This window comes from Pedobacter sp. GQ55, from assembly GCF_059758925.1.
On record NZ_JCAXEI010000010.1, the window covers coordinates 97,604 to 120,850 of the forward strand.

Below are 23,247 nucleotides of genomic sequence, written 5' to 3' on the forward strand. Positions count from 1 at the left end.
AAAGCAGTAGGCTTATTTTAGTAAATAAAAACTCCCGGTTCATCGCCGGGAGTTTTTTATCGGTATCTATCCTAAAAAAGGGTAGCGATAATCCTTTGGTGGATCAAAAGTTTCCTTAATGGTACGTGGAGAAACCCAGCGCAACAGGTTAATCATTGATCCGGCTTTATCATTTGTACCCGATCCTCTGGCACCGCCAAAAGGCTGCTGTCCAACAACAGCACCGGTACATTTATCATTAATATAGAAATTGCCGGCAGCGTTTCTTAAACGCTGAGTAGCCTTTTCTATCGCATAACGATCCTGGGCAATAACAGCACCTGTTAAGGCATAAATAGACGTAGTATCTATAATATCCAGAACTTTATCAAAATCTCTATCCTCGTAAACATATATTGTTAATACAGGGCCAAAAAGCTCTTCACACATTGTCGTGTACTTTGGATCCTTAACAACAAGAACCGTAGGCTCAATAAAGTAACCTTTAGATTTATCGTAATTTCCACCTGCAATAATCTCTACAGATTTATCTTGCTTGGCTTCATCAATATATTTAGCTAGTTTATTGAAAGATTTCTCATCAATAACTGCATTAATGAAATTACTAAAATCTTCAGTTCCACCCATTTTAAAAGTAGCCAGATCACGAATCATTAAATCCTTAATCTCAGGCCATACGGTTTTCGAAACATATACACGAGAAGCAGCAGAACACTTCTGACCTTGATATTCAAAAGCACCGCGAATAATTGCTGTACTAGATATTTCCGGTTCTGCAGAACCATGAACAAGGATAAAATCCTTACCACCGGTTTCCCCAACAATGCGCGGATAGGTTTTAAATTTATGAATGTTATTACCAATAGTTTTCCAGATGTTTTGGAAAACGGCCGTAGAACCTGTAAAGTGAATTCCGGCAAAGTCAGGGTGGCTAAAAATCACTTCGCCAGCCTCAGGTCCATCAACATAAACAAGGTTGATCACACCATCAGGTAATCCGGCTTCTCTAAATATTTGCATTAAAACATTAGCTGCAAAAATTTGAGTATCTGCTGGTTTCCATACCACCACGTTCCCCATCATGGCTGCTGATGTAGGAAGATTCCCTGCGATAGCAGTAAAATTAAATGGAGTTAAAGCAAACACAAAGCCTTCTAAAGGGCGTTGCTCAACCCTGTTCCATGATCCTTTAGGCGAAACCGGAGGTTGCTGCTTGTAGATTTCAGCCATATAGCTAACATTGAAGCGAAGGAAATCGATCAGCTCACATGCCGAATCAATTTCAGCCTGGTAAGCATTTTTCGACTGCCCAAGCATAGTGGCAGCATTTAATTTATAACGATACGGACCTGCAATTAAATCGGCAGCCTTCAGAAAAATTGCTGCACGATGTTCCCACGCCAAATTTTCCCAATCAGCTTTAGCTGCCAAAGCAGCATCAATAGCTTGCTTTACGTGGTTTTTATTTCCAATACTATATTTACCCAATACATGTTGATGATCGTGTGGAGGGGTAAGCTTTCCTTTAACTTCAGTATGCACTTCCTCAACACCAATATACATCGGTATCTCAATTTCTTTGGAACGGGCATCGTCTAAAGCGGCCTTTAAAAGTTCACGTTCTTTACTTCCTGGGGCATAACCCAAAATGGGCTCATTTACAGGAGCGGGTACGTTAAAAAATCCTTTAAGCATGTTATAATAAGTTATTTTTACAAAGGTAAACTTTTATTTATTACACAGGTAAATGGCAATCTGCATAAACGTGATAAAATGCGAGGGAATAATTCTTATTTTTGAAACGGCACATGATTAAATACCTCAGATTATTATTACTTCCGTTTTCTGTCCTCTATGGCTTGGTAGTTCTCATCAGGAATAAACTATATGATACAGGTGTGTTTAAGCAAACAAATTTTGACTTATCAGTGATTTGTGTAGGGAACCTTGTTGTTGGAGGATCTGGTAAAAGTCCGGTAACAGAGTACCTCGTAAATCTATTGTCTGATAAGCGTATTGCCATTTTAAGCAGGGGGTATGGCCGTAAAACCAAAGGGTACATCCTTGCAGATGCAAGCGCAAATGCCGAAACGATAGGCGATGAACCGATGCAGTTTTACAACAAGTTCCCAAACGTTACTGTTGCTGTTTGCGAAGACAGGGTAACCGGTATTAATCTTTTAAAAAGCAATCACGATATTATAATATTGGACGATGCCTTTCAGCATAGAAGCGTAAAACCCGGTTTTAGCATCCTTCTTTTTGAATATCAAAAACTACTAAGTCCACAATTTTTGCTTCCTGCCGGAAATTTAAGAGAGCCTTTTGCAGGATATCATCGGGCACAGGCATTGCTGGTTACAAAAGGGCCTGAAAAGATAGATGCTCATCAAAAGCACACTTGCTTAAAACGCTTTGATGCCGAGGCAAAAGAAAAACTATCCTTTTCTTTTCTAACTTATGGTAGCCTTACAAACCTTATTTCAAAAGAACAGCGGTCTTTAGCCTCAATTTCAAATACTACTTCTGTATTCTTGTTAACCGGGATAGCTAACCCTCTGCCTTTGTTAACCCAGTTGCAGACATATACGTTGCGTATAGATCACCATGACTATCCTGATCATTATCGCTTTACTGTGCAAAATATTCAGCAACTTGTAAATGCCTTTAAGAACGATTCTTCAGAAGAAAAAATAATAATAACAACAGAAAAAGATGCGCAACGTTTATTAGATGATGTATTAAAAGAATTACTTTTAAATTTGCCTGTCTTTTATTTGCCCGTTAAAATAACATTACAAGAAGAAGATAAAGCTACATTTGATCAAAAGATTTTAGATTATGTTTCAAGCACTACACGAAACCGTTGAATATATAAAACGAAAAACTGATAATTTCCTTCCGGAAATTGGAATTGTTTTAGGAACTGGCCTTGGTGGTCTTGTTAATGATATTGAAGTTGAATATCAGTTAATGTATTCTAATATTCCTAATTTCCCAATATCAACACTCGAATTTCATACCGGAAAGCTGATCTTCGGAAAGCTCAATGGTAAAAGAGTAATTGCAATGCAAGGAAGGCTTCATTATTACGAAGGTTATTCTATGCAGCAAATTACCTTCCCGATCAGGGCAATGAAAGCTTTAGGGATAGTTCACTTATTTGTCTCAAATGCTGCGGGGTCGTTAAATCCGGATTTTAAAAAGGGCGACTTAATGGTGATCAACGATCACATCAATTTGCAGCCGGAGAGTCCTTTACGTGGTAGTAACGATTCGGATATGGGACCACGCTTTCCAGACATGAGCCAGCCCTATAACAGAGCATTAATAAAGCGAGCAATTAATATTGCTAACGACAACAACATTAAGTGCCATCAAGGCGTTTACATTGCCGTAACGGGACCCAATTTAGAAACCAAAGCAGAATATAATTATTTGAGAATTATTGGAGGCGATGCTGTAGGGATGAGTACCGTGCCAGAGGTTATCGTAGCCAACCACATGAGCATCCCTGTATTCGCAATTTCTGTTTTAACGGATGAGGGATTCTCTGAAGTACTTGAACCGGTTAGTCTTGAAGAAATAATAGAGACAGCAAAGATAGCCGAACCTAAAATGACAAAAATATTGAGCCAGTTAATTTCAACTTTATAATGTATAAAAACATTGCCTTTCTTGTTTTTTGCTTTGTCATCTTCGGTGGTGTACAATTGTTCGCGCAGGATTTAAAAACTACCGTTAATGATAACAAGGAGATGGACTCCTTAAGGAAAAAAGAAGAGGAAGGAAGAGATTCAATAATATTCACCTCAAGATTTATCAGGTATACTACCCTTAAACTTACAAAGGATAGTATACAAACAATACCTCTGGATACAACACTAACAGGCTTCCAGAATTTTAACATACTTATACAACCAAGAACACCAACAGTGGGGGTTGGTAACTTAGGCCTGGCAGCCAGACCAATGCTTTTTGAGCCTTCTAAAACAATAGGTTTTGACATCGGCATGCACTCGCTGGATTATTACGCAATGACGCACGACGATGTCAGGTATTACCAGGCAAGAACACCGTTTACCAGTCTTTATTATGTTAGTGCAGGCGAAGCGGAGCAGGTTTTTAAAGTTATACACTCTCAGAATATTAAGCCGAACTTTAATGTTGGACTCAATTTTAATAGGATAGGGGCAAACGGTTATTACAGAAGGCAAAGGGGAGACGACCTGAATGGAGCGCTCTTTAGCTGGTACCAATCGCCAAACAAAAGGTATAATCTGTGGGCTAGTGTAGTGTTTAATACCCTTAAAACTCAGGAAAATGGATCTATTCTTAATGAATCTATTTATACAGGTACTAACAATACTGTAGATAAGCTTACAGAGCCCGTTAGGCTGCAAACTGGTAAACGAATATGGCGGCAAACTGGCTTTATGCTTAAGCAAACCTATTTTGTAGGACGGATAGATAGTGTTGCCCAGGAAATAACAAAAAAAATACTCCCTACAAACAAGATATCTTATACTTTAAAGTATGATGCAAATTCCTACGCATTCCAAAAAGATGAGAGTTTTACTGATGCAAGTGTGAGGGAATCTGTTTTTCCAAATGGAATTGGTTTGGCCGATACTACTTTTACTAATGATAGTACAAGATATACCCATATACAGAATGAATTTATCTACAGCTTTTTTCTTAGAGCAAAGGGAAGTTCAATTATCAAAAATGAACTAAAGCTTGATGTAGGTATAAAGCACGACTTTTATAATTATAACCAGATGGTGCTTTACAGAGACCGCACCAGGTTTTATGATTATTCAGCTACTTTTCAAAACGTTACTTTGTTGGGTAATGCCGGCTACCGTTTAAGTAACAAAATAGATTTTAATGTCGATTTACAACAAATCTTTCAGGGACGAAACGTAGGCGATTTTTTATATGAAGCCAAAAGTAACGTTCTGTTAAGTAAATCTGTTGGCCGTATAGTTCTAGGTGCCTATTTCCAAAACAAGTCGCCAGAAGAGACCTATACCAATTACTTTGGCAACCATTACCGTTGGGAAAATAATTTCGATCGTACTAAAACCATCAACCTGTCCTTTAATTTCATCAATGAAAAATTTGGGTTTGATGCAGGTGCACAATACTATCTAATAGATAAGTATCTGTATTTTGGTCAGAATGATGAGGGCGGAATCGAACCACTTCAATTAGGTTCTTCCATAAACCTATTTAAAATAACTGCAGGTAAAAAATTCAGGTTTGGTAAGTTTAATTTGGAGAGTTATGTTGTTTATCAAAAAACAGATAATCCTGATAAGTTACGTACTCCTGAAGTTTATACCTTCAATAGTTTTTATTTGGATCATACCTTTTTCAAGGTGTTAAAAACCAATGTTGGTTTTGATGTCCGCTACAACACGCCATACAAAGCATATTCGTATTCAACTGCAACTGGCCAGTTCTATGTTGGTAAAGATGTAACGTTTGATACTACTCCAATTGTAGATGTATGGGTTAAAGCGAGCTTAAGAAGAGCTAATCTTTTTGTGAAATGCGACTATGTAAACCAGGGTTTACTTTATAAAGGATATTATACAGTTGACCGCTATCCAATGCCAGACAGATTATTGTTCAAATTTGGTGTAAGCTGGAATTTCTACGATTAAACTACCGATGACCTGTTGTCTTTAAAGCTATCGTCATCCTGAATTCATTTCAGGATTCCTCAAACGTTCTATCCCGGATCCTGAAATAAATTCAGGATGACGAGGTGGCGATAGCGCTGTGCTGAGCCTAGTTGTTATTACTAAGTCTTCTGTGGTTTCTTTTTAGCTGCAGGAAATAAAACGTTGTTTAAAATTAACCTATAACCCGGCGAATTAGGATGCAGATTTAGGTCAGTTGGCGGGTCGCCAACAGCATGCTGATAATCTTCCGGATCATGTCCACCATAAAAAGTAAACTGGCCTTTACCAATCTCGCCGTTTAAATAGCGCACCTCTTCGGCGCCTTTATTTTCACCAAGAACCGTAACACTTGGTTTTACAAAATGTTTCTTAAACGCAGTGGTTTGACCCATAAAACCCTTAATCACCTTATCATGGTTTTGAGTGAGCATAGTTGGCACGAGATCCCATTTTGCAGAAAAATCAAACAGCGTAAAAAAATCATTAGCCTGTGTAAGTGTTCTGGTCTGAGTAGCATCTATATCAGAAAATTCGTAATTGTTGGGGTTTTCATCAAGCCTAAAATCCTTAAAAGCAAAAGTGTTATTAAAATTAAGTTTACTTTGAGCCTGCGGATCGGCTCCATCGCCATCAAACATACTTTCGCAAATGTCAACACCTTCGGCGCTCAATGCAATGTCAAAACTATCAGTACCCGAACACATGGCAAAAAGGAATCCACCTCCAGTACAGAACTCCTTTATCCGTTTAGCTACAGCCAGCTTCAATTGAGATACCTTAGTAAAACCATTTCTTTTTGCAGTAGCCTCTTGATTTTTAACATCCTCACGATACCAGGTCGCATTTCTAAAAGCACTCCAGAAGCGACCATACTGGCCGGTAAAATCCTCATGGTGCAGGTGCAGCCAATCATATGCTGACAATTTATCTTTTAAAACATCATCATCATAAACCACATCGTAAGGAATTTCAGCATAGGTAAGCACCATCGTTACCGCATCATCCCAAGGCAATTTACTTTTAGGCGAATAAACTGCTATTTTTGGAGCTTTTTCAAGCTTCACCATTTCCATATTTACCTGTGGGTCGCTAATCTCATTTAAAATAGATGTAACCTTTCCGTCAGCAAGTATCTGATAAGAAACCCCCCTGGTTTTACATTCGTCCTCAATAGCCTTATTGTAGCCAATTAAAAAACTGCCACCCCTGTAATTTAAGAGCCAGCTAACATCCGCTTTTTGCTTAATGCCCCAATACGCTATACCATAAGCTTTTAAATGGTTTTTTTGATCCTCATCCATGTAAATAAGAATAGATGATGCCTTAGCAGCTATTGTAACTACAAGTAAAAAAAACAGAAGGCCAAATTTTTTCAAGCTTAAAATCATGTGGTTGTATCAGTGGGTACGAATGTATATTTTTTGCATACCAATATAAAATTATAATGTACATATAACGCTTTTAGTATAAATTGCATATAAAAACTATTTTATCTAAGTTTGGCATTTACAAAAAACAACATGAGTAAAGCAATAATTAAAACAGAGAAAGGGAACATGACTGTTCAGTTTTATGATCAGGATGCACCAAATACAGTTGCTAACTTTAAAAAATTAGCTAACGAGGGATTTTATGATGGGGTTATATTTCACAGAGTAATACCAAACTTTGTGGTTCAGGGTGGAGATCCTACCGGAACTGGTGCAGGTGGCCCGGGTTATAAAATTGATTGTGAGCTTTCTGGCGAGAACCAATATCATGACCGTGGTGTTTTGTCAATGGCACATGCTGGCAGAAACACAGGAGGATCCCAGTTTTTTATCTGCCATAGCAGAGACAACACTGCTCACCTGGATAGAAATCATACAGTATTCGGTAAAGTAGTAGAAAATGTCGATATTGTTGATGATATTAAACAGGGTGACAAGATTTTAGGAATAGAAGTAATAGAGGATTAATATGAATTTAAGAGGAATAGTAGCAGTATCTGGGAGACCGGGGCTATTTAAACTAGTAGGGCAAAATAAAGGCGGATACGTTCTTGAAAGCCTTGATGCTCAAAAAGTTAAAATTGTAGCCAATATTACTACAACCAAACTTGCATCATTAGAAGACATTACCATTTATGGCGAAGATGAGGATCTGAAGCTTGTGGATGTTTTGGCTAACATTGCTGCGGCTAAAGGAAACGTTCCTGATGCAAAAACAGACGCAAATGCTTTAAAGGTATTCTTTAAAGAAGTTGCTCCAGACCATGATGAGGAAAAAGTATACACCTCAGATATGAAAAAGATTGTCACCTGGTTTCATTTATTAAAAGAGTTGCCTTTGTTTTCAGAGGAAGCCCCATCAGTAAGTGCAGAGCAGGAAGCATTAAAGGCTGATGAGAAGATCGATAAAAAGCCAAAAGCTACGCCAAAACCAGCAAATGCAAAAGCACCGGCTAAAACATCACAGCCAGCTAAAAAAGCAAGCATGACCAGTAAAAAAGGCGTGTAGTTAGCAAATTACAATATTATATAAAGAGCCCGATCTACATTAATGTAGATCGGGCTCTTTATTGCATGGTACATAGTCTGCTTAAAAATTTGCCGTCATGTTTAAAGCTTTCGTCAACTCTCCTATCGTGAGACGAAATGAGCTATAGCATGATGTCATTGCCACATCTTTGTATTTTTAATACTTAAGTCTCAGGATGATGACAATATTAAACAAGTCCTTTATTGTTTTAAGCCAAATACCAGATCAGTAAAAACGCTATTGCCGATATAACTATGGCAATAATATAGCTTAAACGATCCTTTCCTCTGTCGCTTTTAAACTTATAATTTCTTTTATATTCTGATGGTAAGCGCATAATAAATCTCCTTTTAAATAATGATGAGAGCGGGATTAAATTTCCATAAAATTAATACAGATTATTCATGGTGATATGGTTCTCCTTTTAATATACTAAAAGCCCTGTATAACTGCTCTACAAAAAATAAGCGGACCATTTGATGAGAGAAAGTCATATCAGAAAGCGACATACTCCCGTTAGCTCTTTTATAAACAGATTCATCAAACCCGTAAGGTCCACCTATTACAAATACCAAATGCTGAACACTTCCAATCATCTGTTTGTTCAAATAATTTGAAAATAATACCGAAGTATATTTTTTTCCTTTCTCGTCAAGCAAAATTACCGTATCCGGATTACTGATGTGTTTTAACATCATTTCAGCTTCCTTTGCCTTTTGTTGCGCTTCACTTAAATTCTTAGTGTTTTTTACATCAGGAATAACAATCATATTAAACCCGATATAGTGTTTTAGCCGATTTAAATACTTCTCAATACCTTCAATAAGATATTTTTCTTCTGTTTTTCCTGTAACAAGTAGTGTAATCTTCATCTAATTAGCGGCGTAATAATCAATTCCCTATATTTATCAAACTAGGCCGAAGCAAAATAGTTCAATGGAGAAAAATACAATGATAAGAACAAAAGATAGCATTTTAAACGATTACAGAAATAATGTAGCAAGCCAACAAAGTCAGATCGATGGCCTCAAGAGCAAGCTTAATAAAATATCATTCTCCCGTTTGGGCTTGTTTATTGCCGAAATAATAATAGTAGCGCTCATCATAAATATTGGTTTTTCGTGGGTATTAATAGTGTTAAGTGTTATTCCGGTAATCTTTTTCATGGTTTTGGTTAAAAGGCAAGTTGCAGTACAACAAGAGTTAACCTATGCCGAACAACTTTTGTGGGTTTACCAAAATGAAGTGAATCATATTACTTCGAATACCAATGGATATAGTGATGGAGAGAATTATAGCGACGAATACCATCCATATTCATCAGATTTGGACATTTACGGGCAAGGCACTTTGTTCTCTTACATCAATCGCTGCAATACAAATAATGGCTTAAATATCCTTGCAGAAAATCTTCGTCGGCCAAATGGAAAGGATGTCATTTTGCAGCGTCAAGAAGCTATTGCTGAAATGACTGAACATATAGACAAAACCTTTCACTTCCGAGCCGAATTACAAAACCACAAACCCGGTCAGCTCGATGTTATTAAGGATAAGTTGGAGCATCAGCTACCCAATCAGCTAAAGTTCACTCAAAATAAAGCCCTTCAGTTATATGTGAAAATAGGGCCTTTTATTACTTTCGGCGTGCTTATACTTGGCGCAATATTCGGTGGCTATGTATGGAAAATATTTGGCCTTGTAGCCTTATTTAATATGGCACTCATTTTCTTCAATCTGAAATACATCAACCTGGTGTATTATGGATTTACAGGAGGATCAAATTTATTAGATGCCTTTTCGGGTACAATAAAGTGGACAGAAGATATTACCTGGACGAGCCCCTATATTAAGGACTTTTTTAAGGGAAATGATAGCGACAGCCTAACAAACGATCCTGTAAGTAAACAAATCAAACAGCTATCCTCCATCATTAAAGCGTTTGACAACAGGCTCAATCCATTTGTAGGCTTTTTTTTAAACCTGTTTTTGCTCCTCGATTTAAAATGCTCCTTCGATTTAAATAAATGGTATGTAAAGTCGTCAACTAACCTGGTAGGTGGCCTGTATAGAATCAGTCAGTTCGAAGAGTTGATTTCGTTTGCCACTCTTAACCACAACCAGCCTGACTGGAACTTCCCAGCAATTGCTGATAACTTTAACTTAAAGGGCATTGAACTAGGGCATCCGTTAATTCACGAAAGAGAACGTGTTGTAAACGATTTTAGTCTTGATGCCCATCCTACAGTTGATATTGTTACGGGTTCAAATATGGCAGGGAAAAGCACATTTCTGCGTACCTTGGGTATTAACATGGTGCTCGCATTTGCAGGTGCACCCGTTTGCGCTAAAGAAATGTCGCTTTCTATATTTAAAGTACTTTCCTATATGCGTATCAAAGACTCTTTGAACGATCATACCTCAACCTTTAAAGCAGAGCTTAACAGGCTAAAAATGATACTTGATGCCATCAATGTTTCTGTAAATTCATTTGTGCTGATTGATGAAATGCTTAGGGGAACAAACAGTAAGGATAAATACCTTGGATCTAAGGTATTTATAGAAAAATTAATTACACAAAGCACACCTGCACTTTTTGCAACCCACGATTTACAACTCTCAGAAATGGAAGCAGATCATGGCGATAATGTAAGGAACTATCATTTTGATATTCAAATAGCAGAGGATGAAATGGAGTTTGATTACAAGTTGAAACATGGTCCTTGCAAAACTTTTAATGCGGCCCTGTTACTCAAACAGATAGGCTTAACATTAAGTTAATACCATAATGCCATATTGCCTTTAATAACTGCAGGTATGATTAAAGCATCTGATTTTGGTGAGGATTTTTTATGGGGTGTGGCTGTAGCTGCAACACAAATCGAAGGCGCTTCTGATAGCTATGGCAAAGGTCCATCTATTTGGGATACATTTTCTAAAAGATCAGGTAAAATAAAAAAGGGGCATGAACCCAGGCATGCTTGCGATTTTTACCATAGATACAAAGAAGATATAGCCCTTGTTAAAACACTTGGCTTCTCCGTTTTTCGATTTTCAATAGCCTGGTCCAGAATCCTTCCTTATGGCAAGGGGACTATAAATAAAGAAGGAATTCTTTTTTACCACAAGGTGATAGATGAGTGTCTTCTAAATGGACTAATTCCTTATGTAACACTTTACCACTGGGATTTACCCGATGCGCTTGAAGATGAGGGCGGCTGGACTGCTTATAGCATCAACGATTCCTTTAATAACTTTGTATCTATATGTGCAAAAGAGTATGGCCATAAGGTTAAGAACTGGATCGTTTTAAATGAACCTTTCGGCTTTACTTCGCTGGGATACATGTTAGGCGTACATGCACCTGGGAAAACGGGCTTAACCAATTTCTTTTCTGCCGTTCATCATACTGCCATAGCCCAAGCCGATGGCGGCCGGATACTAAGAGCCGAAGTACCCAACGCCAACATTGGAACAAGCTTCTCTTGCTCTGAAGTTGTTCCGTATACGCAAAGCGACGCCGATATAACTGCAGCTAAAAGAATTGATTGTTTGATGAACAGGTTATTTATTGAACCTACGTTGGGCTTAGGTTATCCGGGAGCAGATTGGGATTTGATGGAGAAATTTTCTATCCAACATTCTACATGGCGGCACACTAAGCGGCTAACTTTTGATTTCGATTTTATTGGTCTGCAAAATTATTTCCCCTTAACCATAAAATATAATGCATTTATCCCTGTTCTGCAGGCATGGGAAGTTAAAGCTAAAAGCAGGAAAAAACCACATACTGCAATGGGATGGGAAATAAATGCCAATAGCTTTTACAATATCATCAAGCAATTCGCTTCCTATCAGGGTATTAAGAAATTAATGATTACTGAAAATGGTGCAGCCTATCATGATAAGGTATCGGGCAATCATGTTCATGATCCGGAACGCATAGCTTATTTTCAGCTTTATTTGGCAGCCCTGCTAAAAGCCAAAAATGAAGGGTTAAATATTACAGGCTACATGGCCTGGACATTAATGGATAATTTTGAATGGGCCGAGGGTTTTAATGCCCGTTTTGGTTTGGTACATACAGACTTTAAAACTCAGCACAGAACCATTAAGGATTCCGGTTTCTGGTTCCAGCAATTTTTGGCATCCGATTTATAAATTAGCAGGAGCCGCGCTCCATTTGGTTGAGCTTTATCAGGGCCTTGACAGGGCTTTGGCAGGGCAACTAGCCCTAGCAAGGCCCCGTCAAGGCCCTGGCACCAGACAAATCTCACCTGATATTGTAACGGTTACAATTCAAGGCTTTTTAGTATATTTATAACCAAAGCTATTAAATGGATAAGATTATAGTATTTGAAACTTTTTATAACCCAATTGAGGCCAATATTGTGAAAGCAAGATTAATGGATAGTGGTGTTCAATGTTTTTTATCAGATGAAAATACAATTACCATAAATCCCTTGTATACTCAGGCACTTGGTGGGGTTAAGCTTCATATTTTTGAAAAGGACATCCCTCTGGTAAAGGACATTCTTCAGGATGAAAATATTCAGTTACCTCAGGAAGAGACCGAGCCGGGCGTTGAGATTTGTCCTAACTGTGGTTCTAATCACGTAGGGTATGTACAGGCTACAAAAAAGAGGTTTAACCTATTAACTATGATCGTTTCCTTCGCGCTAATGATCTATCCTTTTTATGCAAAGAAAACCCATCATTGCTTTGATTGTGAGCACGAATTTTAGCTTCAATTAATTAAACCACTGCCTTTTTATCTCGTTCAACAGATAGCACTCCATTACCTTCAATCAAGAAACAAATCAGGCCGATCAGTACAATCACAGAAACCCAGAATTCTGCATATGGGCTAAATATGTTTGCTCTCAAATTAACAAAGAACACTGCTACAATAAGTATTGGTAAATTGAGTAGGCAAAATAAGCGTGTGTGCGAGCCGACAGCAATGAGGAGTCCACCGATGATGTGAAGCACTATAATTATGTGCGCCAGTAAGCTAATTGATACTGCTACACCCAACATAGCATCTTTCATCATATTGGTAAAGGCGGGAAGATTTGATGCAAATGCGATACCTTTCCAAATGAGTACTAAGCCTAAAAGTATTCTAAAATAGTCGAGCCATTTTGGGTGATGACGATTACCCCAATTTTGAATTTTTGTGAGCACGTTCATAATCTTGAATTTTGGTTATATGAATTTACATAAAAAAATTATGTATTCCTCGCTTTAAGAAAATTGGCTGTGAAATTGAAAAGATATGTTAAGTAAATGGTTTTAGCATATAAATTATTACCTTTAATTTTACAAAACTGAACCAAATATATTGTAATCGCAAAAACTCAACCATATAGATAAACCACTATTTTCATGAATTTTATTAATAAACTCGTACTAACCATTGTAGCCGTGTTTGGATTATCGGCGGTTTTAAACGCTCAAACTAAAGGTGTTGAGCTTAAGTCTCCTAATGGGGGATTGAAAGTTTCCATTAATATATCCGACAAAATATATTATTCCATTTCCTCCGGAGCGGATCTGTTGTTAGAAAATAACCATCTACAAATGAGCCTCAGAAATGAGATTTTAGGGCAAAATCCAAAACTTACCAGCAGCAAAAAAGGGCAGGGTACTGAAATCATTAAACCCTATGTTTCTTTGAAATTTTCTACTGTAAAAAGTAACTATAACTCGCTGATATTTAATTTTAAAGGTAATTATGCCGTAGAGTTTCGTGCTTTTGATGATGGGATTGCTTATCGCTTTATTACCAGTAAGAAAGACAGTGTTGAGGTGATGAATGAGGAATTTTCTGTCAACTTTCCGGGCGAATATGCCCTTCATTTGCAACAGCCTGGCGGATTTAAAACTGCTTATGAAGAGCTGTACTCGCAGGTGCAGTCAAAGGACTGGAAGCCTGAAAATAAAATGTCGACCCTTCCTGTACTTATAGATACAAAGAAAAAATATAAGATATTGATCAGCGAATCAGATCTGACAGACTATCCTTGTCTGTTTCTTAAGGGAACCGGGAATAATGGTGTGTCGGCAGCTTTTCCTAAAGTCCCGCTTGAATTTGGTGAGGATGGCGATCGTAGTCTAAAGATACTTAAGGAGGCTGATTATATTGCAAAAACTTCTGGTACCCGTAATTTCCCGTGGAGATACTTTGTGGTCACATCTGACGATAAGCAACTGCTTGAAAATACGATGACTTTAAAACTAGCTTCGCCAAGTGTAATAAAAGATCCTAGCTGGGTTAAACCAGGGCAGGCAAGCTGGGAGTGGTGGAATGATGCTGCGCCTTACGGTCCGGATGTGAATTTTGTTTCGGGTTATAACCTAGCAACCTATAAATATTATATAGACTTTGCCGCTAAATTTGGTATACCATATATTATTATGGATGAGGGTTGGGCAAAGAGTACTACTGATCCTTACACTCCAAATCCGGATGTTGATGTACATGAGCTGATTCGCTATGGTAAAGAGAAGAACGTAGGGGTAGTATTATGGTTAACCTGGCTAACTGTTCATAAGAATATGGAATTGTTTAAGACCTTCCAGGAATGGGGTGTAAAAGGGGTTAAAATAGATTTTATGGACCGTAGTGATCAATGGATTGTTAATTACTATGAGGATGTTGCAAAAGAAGCGGCCAAGCATAAATTGTTTGTCGATTTCCATGGTGCATTTAAACCTGCCGGTTTGGAGTATAAATATCCAAACGTGATTTCTTACGAAGGGGTTAGGGGAATGGAGCAGATGGGTGGATGTTATCCGGATAATAGTTTATATCTCCCCTTTATGCGTAATGCCGTTGGGCCTATGGATTATACTCCTGGTGCAATGATAAGCATGCAGCCTGACGTTTACGGAGCCAATAGGCCAAATGCAGCAAGCATTGGTACGCGCGCTTATCAATTGGCTTTATTTGTTGTTTTCGAAAGCGGAATACAGATGCTGGCTGATAACCCTACGCTTTATTACAGGAACTTGGATTGCACTGAATTTATCACAAGTGTACCAACCACCTGGGATGAAACGAAAGCTCTAGAGGCTAAAATGGGTGAAGTTGCTGTAGTAGCTAAGCGAAAAAAAGACAAGTGGTTTGTAGGAGCAATAGCCAATGGTAAGGAAAAAGAAAGAACCGTTTCTTTAAATTTTGATTTCCTTGAAAAAGGTAAAACCTATACAATGACTTATTTTGAGGATGGAATTAATGCCGGTCGCCAGGCAATGGATTATAGAAAGAAAACGGTACAGGTTAAATCGGGAGACAAGATTGATATTAAGATGGTTCGCAATGGGGGTTGGGCTGCAGTAATTATGTAACTGGGCAAATGATATAAGAAAGGGGTTGATATTTTAAATATCAACCCCTTTCTTTATATTGAGATGTAAGCTGCTAAGCGTTTTTAGCTGCGGCTTCTCTACGAATGATATTCAATGCACCACCTGCTTTGAACCATTCGATTTGTTGTTCGTTGTAACTGTGATTAACAGATATCTCTTCTTTAGTTCCATCAGCGTGGTTTAACACTAAAGTAAGCGGAACATCAGGTGTAAATGTTGTCAATCCAATGATATCGATAACATCATTTTCTAATATTTTATCGTAATCTTCTTTGTTAACAAAGGTTAAACCAAGCATACCTTGTTTTTTAAGGTTGGTTTCGTGGATACGGGCAAATGATTTTACCAATACGGCACGTACGCCTAAATGACGAGGTTCCATAGCAGCGTGCTCACGGCTTGATCCTTCACCATAGTTTTCATCACCGATAACGATAGAACCTAATCCGGCAGCTTTATAAGCTCTCTGGGTTGCTGGTACAGGACCATATTCGCCAGTAATCTCATTTTTAACTGAATCAGTTTTGTCGTTAAAGTAGTTTACAGCACCAATTAACATATTGTTAGAAATGTTATCCAGGTGACCGCGGAATTTTAACCATGGACCAGCCATTGAGATATGGTCGGTAGTACATTTTCCTTTTGCTTTGATCAGCAATTTAAGTCCTTTAAGGTCTGTGCCTTCCCAAGGAGTAAACGGATCAAGTAGTTGTAACCTGTGTGAAGTTGGAGAAACAAGTACTTCTACTTTACTTCCATCTTCAGCTGGCTGCTGGTAACCTGCATCTTCAACAGCAAAACCTTTAGTAGGTAATTCAAATCCGGTTGGAGCATCAAGTTTTACTTGTTCGCCTTTATCGTTTGTTAACGTATCTGTTAATGGGTTAAAGCTTAAATCGCCTGCAATAGCTAATGCTGTTACTAATTCCGGAGACCCAACAAAGGCAAAAGTATTAGGGTTACCATCGGCACGTTTTGCAAAATTGCGGTTAAATGAGTGTACAATAGTGTTTTTCTCTTGTTTATCAGCACCAACTCTGTCCCACATACCAATACATGGTCCACAGGCATTTGTAAATACTTTGGCACCTATGCTTTTGAATACGTCTAAAAATCCATCACGTTGAATGGTGTAACGGATCTGCTCAGAACCAGGATTGATACAATATTCAGATTTAGCAGTTAAGCCTTTTTCTGATACTTGTTTGGCAATACTGATTGCACGGGAAATATCTTCGTATGATGAGTTGGTACAAGAACCGATCAATCCTACATCGATTTTCATTGGCCATCCGTTAGCTGCAGCAACTTCTTTCATTTTAGAGATAGGAGTAGCTAAATCCGGAGTGAATGGGCCGTTCAAATAAGGCTCAAGTTCAGATAAGTTAATTTCGATTAATTGATCGAAGTATTTTTCAGGCTCTGCATAAACTTCAGCATCGCCGGTTAAGTGTTCTTTTATTGCGTTTGCAGCGTCAGCAACTTCAGCTCTGCTGGTGGCACGTAGATAACGTTCCATGCTTTCGTCGTAACCAAATGTTGAAGTTGTAGCACCAATTTCGGCACCCATATTACAAATGGTTCCTTTACCGGTACAGCTCATGCTTGTTGCGCCTTCGCCAAAATATTCAACAATTGCACCTGTTCCACCTTTTACAGTAAGAATACCTGCAACTTTAAGGATTACATCTTTAGCAGATACCCATCCACTTAATTTTCCTGTAAGTTTGATGCCGATTAATTTAGGGAATTTTAGTTCCCAGGGTAATCCTGCCATTACATCACAAGCATCAGCACCACCAACACCTATGGCAACCATACCTAAACCACCTGCGTTTACAGTGTGCGAGTCGGTACCTATCATCATTCCACCCGGGAAAGCATAGTTTTCTAAAACAACCTGGTGAATAATACCTGCACCTGGTTTCCAGAAACCAATACCATATTTGTTTGAAACCGAAGCTAAGAAATCAAATACTTCCTTGCTTTCAGTGTTTGCAGCCGGTAAGTCAATTTCAGCACCATTCTTTGCAGTGATTAGGTGATCGCAATGAACGGTAGAAGGAACAGCAACTCTTGGTCTGCCTGCCTGCATAAATTGCAATAAAGCCATTTGTGCAGTAGCATCTTGCATGGCCACACGGTCAGGAGCAAAATCTACATAATCAGTACCTCTTGTGTAAGCGGTATTTGTATTACCATCCCAAAGGTGGGCGTAAAGAATTTTTTCTGAGAGTGTTAAAGGTCTGCCTACTAATTTACGGGCCGCCTCAACGCGGGGGCCAAAGTTTGCATACACCTTTTTGATCATTTCTATATCAAAAGCCATTGATAATATGTGTTAAAAGGGTAAGTTATTCTTATTATTTTGTAGCGAATTTACAAAAAAAAACAGGGGTAGGACATCATCTGCATATCATTATATTATTTATACCTATTCTAAATAATGTAAAAGGCTTAATGGCTTAAATATCTGCAAAATAGTTGCGATCATTTCTGAACACTGCTGTTCATTTATGAACACTTTTATTTTTTGTAGTGCTTGTAATTATCTGTTTTTTAGCGTGTTGAAATGGTTTTGTATTTTGGCCTAACCTTAGCTGTTCAGATCGTGAAAAATTAAAGAGAATCGAAACGATAACCCAGTTCAGAAAAATGTTTCAACACTCTAGGTAATGCATAGTGCATCCGGTCATAGGCTTTCAAACTGTCGTGAAAAACTACAATGGATCCGTTGCCTGTATGCTTAATTACATTGTTGAAGCACTTGTGAGGTGCCAGGTTGATGTCAAAATCGCCGCTAAGTACATCCCACATAATGATCTGAGTTTCCGGGTTCATTGCGCGGATGTTGGTGATCTGAGATTTTTTAATTCTGCCGTAAGGTGGACGAAATAAATTCGTGTTAGTTAATTCCTGACACTTTTGGAAGTTTTTAGTGTATATTTCATCCGGCGTTTTCCATCCTTTTAAATGGTTAAAAGTATGGTTGCCGATGCGATGGCCTTCGTTCTTTATCTTCTCAAAAATATCAGGATGTTTGTGAATATTATCTCCGATGCAAAAGAATGTTGCTTTCGCGTTAAAGCTTTTTAAAGTTTTTAATGCGAAGTCTGTAACATCTGGTATGGGTCCATCGTCAAAGGTTAAATAAATAACTTTTTGATCCCGGTTCTTGTGCCAGGTTAATGATGGGTAATACCATTTTAATAAAAGCGGGGATTTTATCAGGTACATGCTCAAACTTAGAGAAAATTTTAGTTTTATTGGCTTCTTTTAAGCCTTAAGAGAAAATAGAGGAAGAGAAGAAGCAACAAAATACAGTTGTTGTACCTGAAAATTTACAAAACGAATAAGTTGTTTATATTAATATTGTGAAAACTAAATTATGAAAAAAATTAACCCTTATAGTACATTGCCCAAATTAACCTTAGCACTCTCTCTTATCTTTATTACGGGCTTTGTGCAAAAATCTAACGCTCAAGAGATTATTACCATACAACAAGCAATAGAAGAAACTTTACATAATAACCTTCAGGTAAAGAAATCACAGCTGAGTGAGGATCTTGCCGGTCAAAATTTGAAGCAGTCAAAATTAGCGTTATATCCAACATTGAATGCAGGTGCTGATCAGAATATGGGTTGGGGACGTAATAATCTTGGTAATACGGGTATTTATGAGAATACACAGAATTATAGCTTTAGTCCGGGTGCAAGTTTAGGTCTTGATTTGTTTAATGGCCTTTCAAAAATAAACCAGATCAAGCAAAATAAAATACTTCTTGAGGCGGGAAAAGCCAATACGGATAAAATTAAGAATGATTTAATCCTTCAGGTAATTACCTCTTATATGGAGATTTTATATAATAAAGATCGTTTATCTGCTGCAAAACAACAATTATCTGTAGCACAGCAACAACAGAAACAGCAGCAAGAACTTTTGGATGTTGGAAATAAAACACTTGCTGATTTAGCTGAATCCAAATCGCAAACTGCTACTGCTCAGTTGGATGTTACTACTGCAGAAAATGCACTTAGCATTTCTTATTTGACTCTGGCTCAGTTAATGGATATTCCTTCTTCGACGAGATACGATGTACAGGCTCCAGTAATAGCTGAATTCAATAAGCCATCTGTAAATTATAATGCCGAGCAGGTATATTCAGATGCAATAAATCTTTTCCCGGATATTAAACTGGCTGCACTTCAAACTGCTTCTGCGAAAAAGGGGATAGATGTAGCAAAAGGTAGTTTATATCCAAGATTGACTTTAAGTGGAAGTTATGGGTCGTTCTATAACTATAATTACAATCTTCCGGCAAATATTCAGAATCTGTCTTTTAGCAACCAGATAAAAAATAATGTTTCGAAAGGAGTTGGTATAGGTTTAAGTATTCCAATATTCAATGGCTTACAGTCTAGAATAGGTGTAAAGAAAGCCCGAATTAACTTTTTGCAGACTCAGGCTGATGAACAGTTGACGAAAAACAACTTAAATAAAATTATTTATCAGGCTGTTGCTGATTTAAAAGCAGCGGAAAGTACATACGAATCTACAACCAATACTTTTAATGCAAGAAAAGAGGCGTTTTCGGTAATTGAGCAACGTTATAATGTTGGTTTAGTCAACTCTTTAGATTACAACACTTCGTTAACAAATAAGAATAAAGCAGAAATAGACATGATCAGAGCTAAGTATGATTTGCTTTTTAAAGCAAAGGTGATTGACTATTACTTAGGCAAACAAATAGTTTTCTAGGAGCAGCATTATAGATTCGCACAATTTATTCCTCCTTGATTATAAATGATAAAAAATAAATAAATTCAAATGAAACTAAAACCCATACTAATTGCAATAGGAGTTATTCTCGTATTATTGGCGGTAGCAAAATTTACCGGCTTAATAGGAGCAGATAAAACCGAGAAGGTGACGATTGAAAAGGCGGCTGACAGAAAAGTTGTTGAAACTGTTACTGCCAGCGGAAAAGTACAGCCTGAAACTGAAGTAAAACTAAGCTCTGAAGTATCGGGTGAGGTTACTGAACTTTTGGTTAAAGAAGGCGATGTGGTTAAAAAAGGTCAATTGCTGATTAAAGTTAGACCAGATGTGCTTCAGTCGGGATTCGAAAGAGCTGTAGCTTCAAATAATACTCAGAAAGCCCAGGTAGTGGCTGCAGAGCAACAGTTGAAACAAGCCAATGCAAATTTTGATAATACTGAAGCCAGCTATAAAAGAAGCCAGGAACTTTTTACTAAAAAAGTGATCTCAGCTTCAGAATTTGATGCCGCCAAAGCGCAATATTTTGGTGCCTTAGCTGATATTGCCAGACTGAAAGCTATGGTTACCAGTGCGAAATACAGTTTGCAGGAAGGTGGCGCCAATGTTAAAGAAGCAGGCGCTAACCTTGCTAAAGCTACTATATACGCTCCGGTTGATGGAGTAATCTCTAAACTATCAGTTGAATTGGGAGATCGTATTCTTGGTACAGCTCAAATGGCAGGTACAGAGATTATGCGTATTTCTAACTTGTCATCTATGGAAGTAAACGTAGATGTGAACGAGAACGATATTAACAGGGTGAATGTAGGAGATAGCTCTATTATAGAGGTTGATGCGTTTGCGGACACAAAATTTAAAGGCATTGTAACTGAAATAGCAAGTTCGTCTAAAGATGTGGGTACTGCCACAAGCACTGTGGATCAGGTCACGAACTTCAACGTTAAGGTTCGTATTTTAGCTGACTCGTACAGTAATATTAAAGGAGGAGCAAAAGATCTTCCATCTCCATTCAGACCAGGAATGTCTGCAACAGTGGATATCGAAAGTGAATCTTTAAAAGGGTTAGCAATTCCTATTCAATCTGTATTTACAGAAGATAAGGCTAAAGCTGAAAAGCCTGCTGATAATGATCAAAATGTAGACAAACAGAAATCTAAGCTTTCTGATAAAACCATTAAACAGTACGTATATGTGTTTAATAATGGTACAGTAAAACGTGCTGAGGTTACTACAGGAATTCAAAATGATCAATACATCATTATTAAATCTGGACTTAAAGCGAATCAGGAAGTGGTAACAGGTCCTTACTCGGCAATTCAAAACAGATTAAAGGATGGCATGAAAGTAGAAAAAACCACTAAGGATCAATTGTTTGCTGCTCCCAAATAGAAAGTAAGCAATATCAGTCATTAAAATAAGTAAATTGCCCCCGGTTTAAAACAATAAACCGGGGTTTTTTATTTATAAGTTATGATACCTAAAGTTGCAATGATTGGTGGCGGTAGTTGGGCTACTGCAATCATAAAAATGCTTTCAGATAATTTTACTGCTAAGGAAATCTATTGGTGGATGCGCAATCAGGAATCGATAACGCATTTGCAGAAATATAAGCATAACCCGAATTATCTGAGTTCTGTTGAAATCAGGATTCCTGAAGATAATATATCCAACAACATCTCTGATATTATTGAAAAGGCAGACTACATCATTTTAAATGTGCCGGCAGCCTTTTTAAAGGAAACGCTGGATGGTGTGAGTCCGGAACAACTAAACGGCAAGAAGATCATCTCTGCAATTAAGGGTATCGTGCCAGATGAAAATCTAATCATTGGTGAGTTTCTAAATCAGAAATATAATGTGCCGTATGAGGATATTGTAGTTATAAGTGGGCCTTGCCATGCAGAAGAGGTTGCTCTGGAGAAATTGTCTTATCTAACTATTGCTTCTACCAATTTAGAACTTGCAGCAACATTTGCAAGACTGTTGAGCACAAGATATATTAAAACCAATATCTCTGATGATATTTTTGGGACTGAATATGCTGCCGTTCTGAAGAATATTTATGCTGTAGCCAGTGGGATTTGCCACGGCGTAGGTTATGGAGATAATTTTCAGGCGGTATTAATATCTAATGCTATCAGGGAGATTAAAAGATTTGTAGATGCTGTCCATCCTATTTCGAGAGATATTAAAGAGTCGGCCTATCTTGGAGATTTGCTGGTTACAGCATATTCCCAGTTCAGCCGTAATCGGACCTTTGGAAATATGATTGGTAAGGGGTATACTGTAAAATCGGCGCAATTAGAGATGAACATGGTAGCCGAAGGTTATTACGCGGTAAACTCCATGCATCATGTAAACAAGAAATATAAGGTTGATATGCCCATTAGCAGGGCTGTTTATGCTATTTTGTACGAAAAGCACTCGCCCCATATTGAAATGCGCTTGCTTACAGAGCAGCTCAATTAAGTAAACAAAATGTGGATATAGTTGTTTTTTATATAAACAGATAACTATGAAAACAAAATTTGCGATGGGCTTACTAGCTCTGGCGTTATGCGCAACCGTTTCTTTTAACAGTAATGCACAGGATAAGAAAAAAGAAACGGTAGGGGGAGCACTCGATAAAACAGGTAAAGCAATAGGTAAAACAGCGAAAAAGGTAGGGAATAAAACTGCTGAAGTAGCTGTAAAAGGCAGTGCTAAAGTTGTTGATCAGACCTATAAAGGAAAAATGGCACCTGATGGCACAGATATATATATTGACGGTAAGAATAAGAAGTATTATATTAATAAAAAAGGAGCAAAGGTATACCTTAAAGCTTCTCAGATTAAAGACAGACCGGTAAAACCTTAAGAGAGTATAAAAAAAGCCCTCCAAGA

At 37.8% G+C, this 23,247-nt stretch carries 20 protein-coding genes; 13 read left to right on the forward strand and 7 right to left on the reverse strand.

Annotated elements, in window-relative coordinates; all coding sequences use genetic code 11:
* Positions 1-66: 66 nt before the first annotated feature.
* Positions 67-1,695, reverse strand: coding sequence for an L-glutamate gamma-semialdehyde dehydrogenase (pruA, locus tag AC6CH7_RS21565; protein WP_498264668.1), 1,629 nt, complete (start codon positions 1,693-1,695; stop codon positions 67-69).
* Positions 1,696-1,808: 113 nt separating this feature from the next.
* Here pruA and lpxK point away from each other — a divergent pair, with 113 nt between their 5' ends.
* From lpxK to AC6CH7_RS21580, 3 genes are read left to right on the forward strand one after another with little or no spacing between them, the layout of a single operon-like run.
* Positions 1,809-2,870 carry a tetraacyldisaccharide 4'-kinase gene (gene lpxK / locus AC6CH7_RS21570; RefSeq protein WP_498264669.1) on the forward strand — a complete coding sequence of 354 codons (1,062 nt, stop codon included), beginning with the start codon at positions 1,809-1,811 and terminating at the stop codon, positions 2,868-2,870.
* On the forward strand, positions 2,842-3,657 hold the full coding sequence (locus AC6CH7_RS21575; RefSeq protein ID WP_498264670.1) for a purine-nucleoside phosphorylase: 816 nt from the start codon (positions 2,842-2,844) through the stop codon (positions 3,655-3,657). The genes lpxK and AC6CH7_RS21575 overlap by 29 nt, the downstream gene beginning before the upstream one ends.
* The gene (locus tag AC6CH7_RS21580) at positions 3,657-5,672 is read left to right on the forward strand and encodes a putative porin (protein ID WP_498264671.1); all 2,016 of its coding nucleotides are present in this window, start codon (positions 3,657-3,659) and stop codon (positions 5,670-5,672) included. Before AC6CH7_RS21575 ends, AC6CH7_RS21580 begins: the two co-directional genes overlap by 1 nt.
* 140 nt (positions 5,673-5,812) lie before the next feature.
* On the opposite strand, the gene AC6CH7_RS21585 is transcribed toward AC6CH7_RS21580, so the two are convergent.
* Positions 5,813-6,994, reverse strand: coding sequence for an asparagine synthetase B (locus AC6CH7_RS21585; RefSeq protein ID WP_498264743.1), 1,182 nt, complete (start codon positions 6,992-6,994; stop codon positions 5,813-5,815).
* Positions 6,995-7,213: 219 nt separating this feature from the next.
* Here AC6CH7_RS21585 and AC6CH7_RS21590 point away from each other — a divergent pair, with 219 nt between their 5' ends.
* Positions 7,214-7,651 (forward strand): peptidylprolyl isomerase, encoded by a 438-nt coding sequence (locus AC6CH7_RS21590; protein WP_498264672.1) that lies wholly within the window; start codon positions 7,214-7,216, stop codon positions 7,649-7,651.
* 1 nt (position 7,652) lies between these two features.
* Positions 7,653-8,192, forward strand: coding sequence for a DUF5606 family protein (locus AC6CH7_RS21595; RefSeq protein ID WP_498264673.1), 540 nt, complete (start codon positions 7,653-7,655; stop codon positions 8,190-8,192).
* A 229-nt stretch (positions 8,193-8,421) separates the two neighbouring features.
* Here AC6CH7_RS21595 and AC6CH7_RS21600 read toward each other — a convergent pair whose 3' ends face one another.
* Together AC6CH7_RS21600 and rlmH are read right to left on the reverse strand one after the other, a co-directional pair.
* Complete coding sequence (locus AC6CH7_RS21600; protein WP_262889301.1) at positions 8,422-8,550, reverse strand: hypothetical protein; 129 nt, start codon at positions 8,548-8,550, stop codon at positions 8,422-8,424.
* 61 nt (positions 8,551-8,611) lie between these two features.
* Positions 8,612-9,085, reverse strand: a complete 474-nt coding sequence (gene rlmH, locus AC6CH7_RS21605; protein ID WP_048907404.1) for a 23S rRNA (pseudouridine(1915)-N(3))-methyltransferase RlmH — start codon at positions 9,083-9,085, stop codon at positions 8,612-8,614.
* Positions 9,086-9,149: 64 nt separating this feature from the next.
* On the opposite strand from rlmH, the gene AC6CH7_RS21610 reads away from it, so the two are divergent.
* The 3 genes from AC6CH7_RS21610 to AC6CH7_RS21620 all read left to right on the forward strand — a co-directional run bounded on the left by AC6CH7_RS21610 (position 9,150) and on the right by AC6CH7_RS21620 (position 12,955).
* Positions 9,150-10,991, forward strand: a complete 1,842-nt coding sequence (locus AC6CH7_RS21610) for a MutS-related protein (RefSeq protein WP_498264674.1) — start codon at positions 9,150-9,152, stop codon at positions 10,989-10,991.
* Positions 10,992-11,027: 36 nt separating this feature from the next.
* Positions 11,028-12,371, forward strand: a complete 1,344-nt coding sequence (locus AC6CH7_RS21615) for a GH1 family beta-glucosidase (protein ID WP_498264675.1) — start codon at positions 11,028-11,030, stop codon at positions 12,369-12,371.
* Between the two features lie 176 nt (positions 12,372-12,547).
* On the forward strand, positions 12,548-12,955 hold the full coding sequence (locus tag AC6CH7_RS21620) for a putative signal transducing protein (protein ID WP_498264676.1): 408 nt from the start codon (positions 12,548-12,550) through the stop codon (positions 12,953-12,955).
* Positions 12,956-12,965: 10 nt separating this feature from the next.
* Here the strand turns inward: AC6CH7_RS21620 and AC6CH7_RS21625 are convergent, their stop codons facing one another.
* The gene (locus AC6CH7_RS21625; protein WP_498264677.1) at positions 12,966-13,403 is read right to left on the reverse strand and encodes a DoxX family protein; all 438 of its coding nucleotides are present in this window, start codon (positions 13,401-13,403) and stop codon (positions 12,966-12,968) included.
* 195 nt (positions 13,404-13,598) lie between these two features.
* Between AC6CH7_RS21625 and AC6CH7_RS21630 the strand changes: the two genes are divergently transcribed.
* A complete protein-coding gene (locus AC6CH7_RS21630; protein ID WP_498264678.1) occupies positions 13,599-15,563 on the forward strand; it encodes a glycoside hydrolase family 97 protein in 1,965 nt (654 codons plus the stop codon).
* Between the two features lie 73 nt (positions 15,564-15,636).
* Here the strand turns inward: AC6CH7_RS21630 and AC6CH7_RS21635 are convergent, their stop codons facing one another.
* Together AC6CH7_RS21635 and AC6CH7_RS21640 are read right to left on the reverse strand one after the other, a co-directional pair.
* Positions 15,637-17,913 (reverse strand): aconitate hydratase, encoded by a 2,277-nt coding sequence (locus AC6CH7_RS21635; RefSeq protein WP_498264679.1) that lies wholly within the window; start codon positions 17,911-17,913, stop codon positions 15,637-15,639.
* Positions 17,914-18,203: 290 nt separating this feature from the next.
* Positions 18,204-18,821: a polysaccharide deacetylase family protein gene (locus AC6CH7_RS21640; protein WP_498264680.1), complete on the reverse strand. Its 618-nt coding sequence runs from the start codon at positions 18,819-18,821 to the stop codon at positions 18,204-18,206.
* Positions 18,822-18,972: 151 nt separating this feature from the next.
* Here AC6CH7_RS21640 and AC6CH7_RS21645 point away from each other — a divergent pair, with 151 nt between their 5' ends.
* The 4 genes from AC6CH7_RS21645 to AC6CH7_RS21660 all read left to right on the forward strand — a co-directional run bounded on the left by AC6CH7_RS21645 (position 18,973) and on the right by AC6CH7_RS21660 (position 23,221).
* Positions 18,973-20,343 carry a TolC family protein gene (locus AC6CH7_RS21645; RefSeq protein ID WP_498264681.1) on the forward strand — a complete coding sequence of 457 codons (1,371 nt, stop codon included), beginning with the start codon at positions 18,973-18,975 and terminating at the stop codon, positions 20,341-20,343.
* Positions 20,344-20,412: 69 nt separating this feature from the next.
* Entirely contained in the window at positions 20,413-21,753 is a 1,341-nt protein-coding gene (locus AC6CH7_RS21650; protein WP_498264682.1) for an efflux RND transporter periplasmic adaptor subunit, read from the forward strand.
* 81 nt (positions 21,754-21,834) lie between these two features.
* Positions 21,835-22,833 (forward strand): NAD(P)H-dependent glycerol-3-phosphate dehydrogenase, encoded by a 999-nt coding sequence (locus AC6CH7_RS21655; RefSeq protein ID WP_498264683.1) that lies wholly within the window; start codon positions 21,835-21,837, stop codon positions 22,831-22,833.
* A gap of 46 nt (positions 22,834-22,879) precedes the next feature.
* Positions 22,880-23,221 (forward strand): hypothetical protein, encoded by a 342-nt coding sequence (locus AC6CH7_RS21660; protein ID WP_498264684.1) that lies wholly within the window; start codon positions 22,880-22,882, stop codon positions 23,219-23,221.
* Positions 23,222-23,247: the final 26 nt, after the last annotated feature.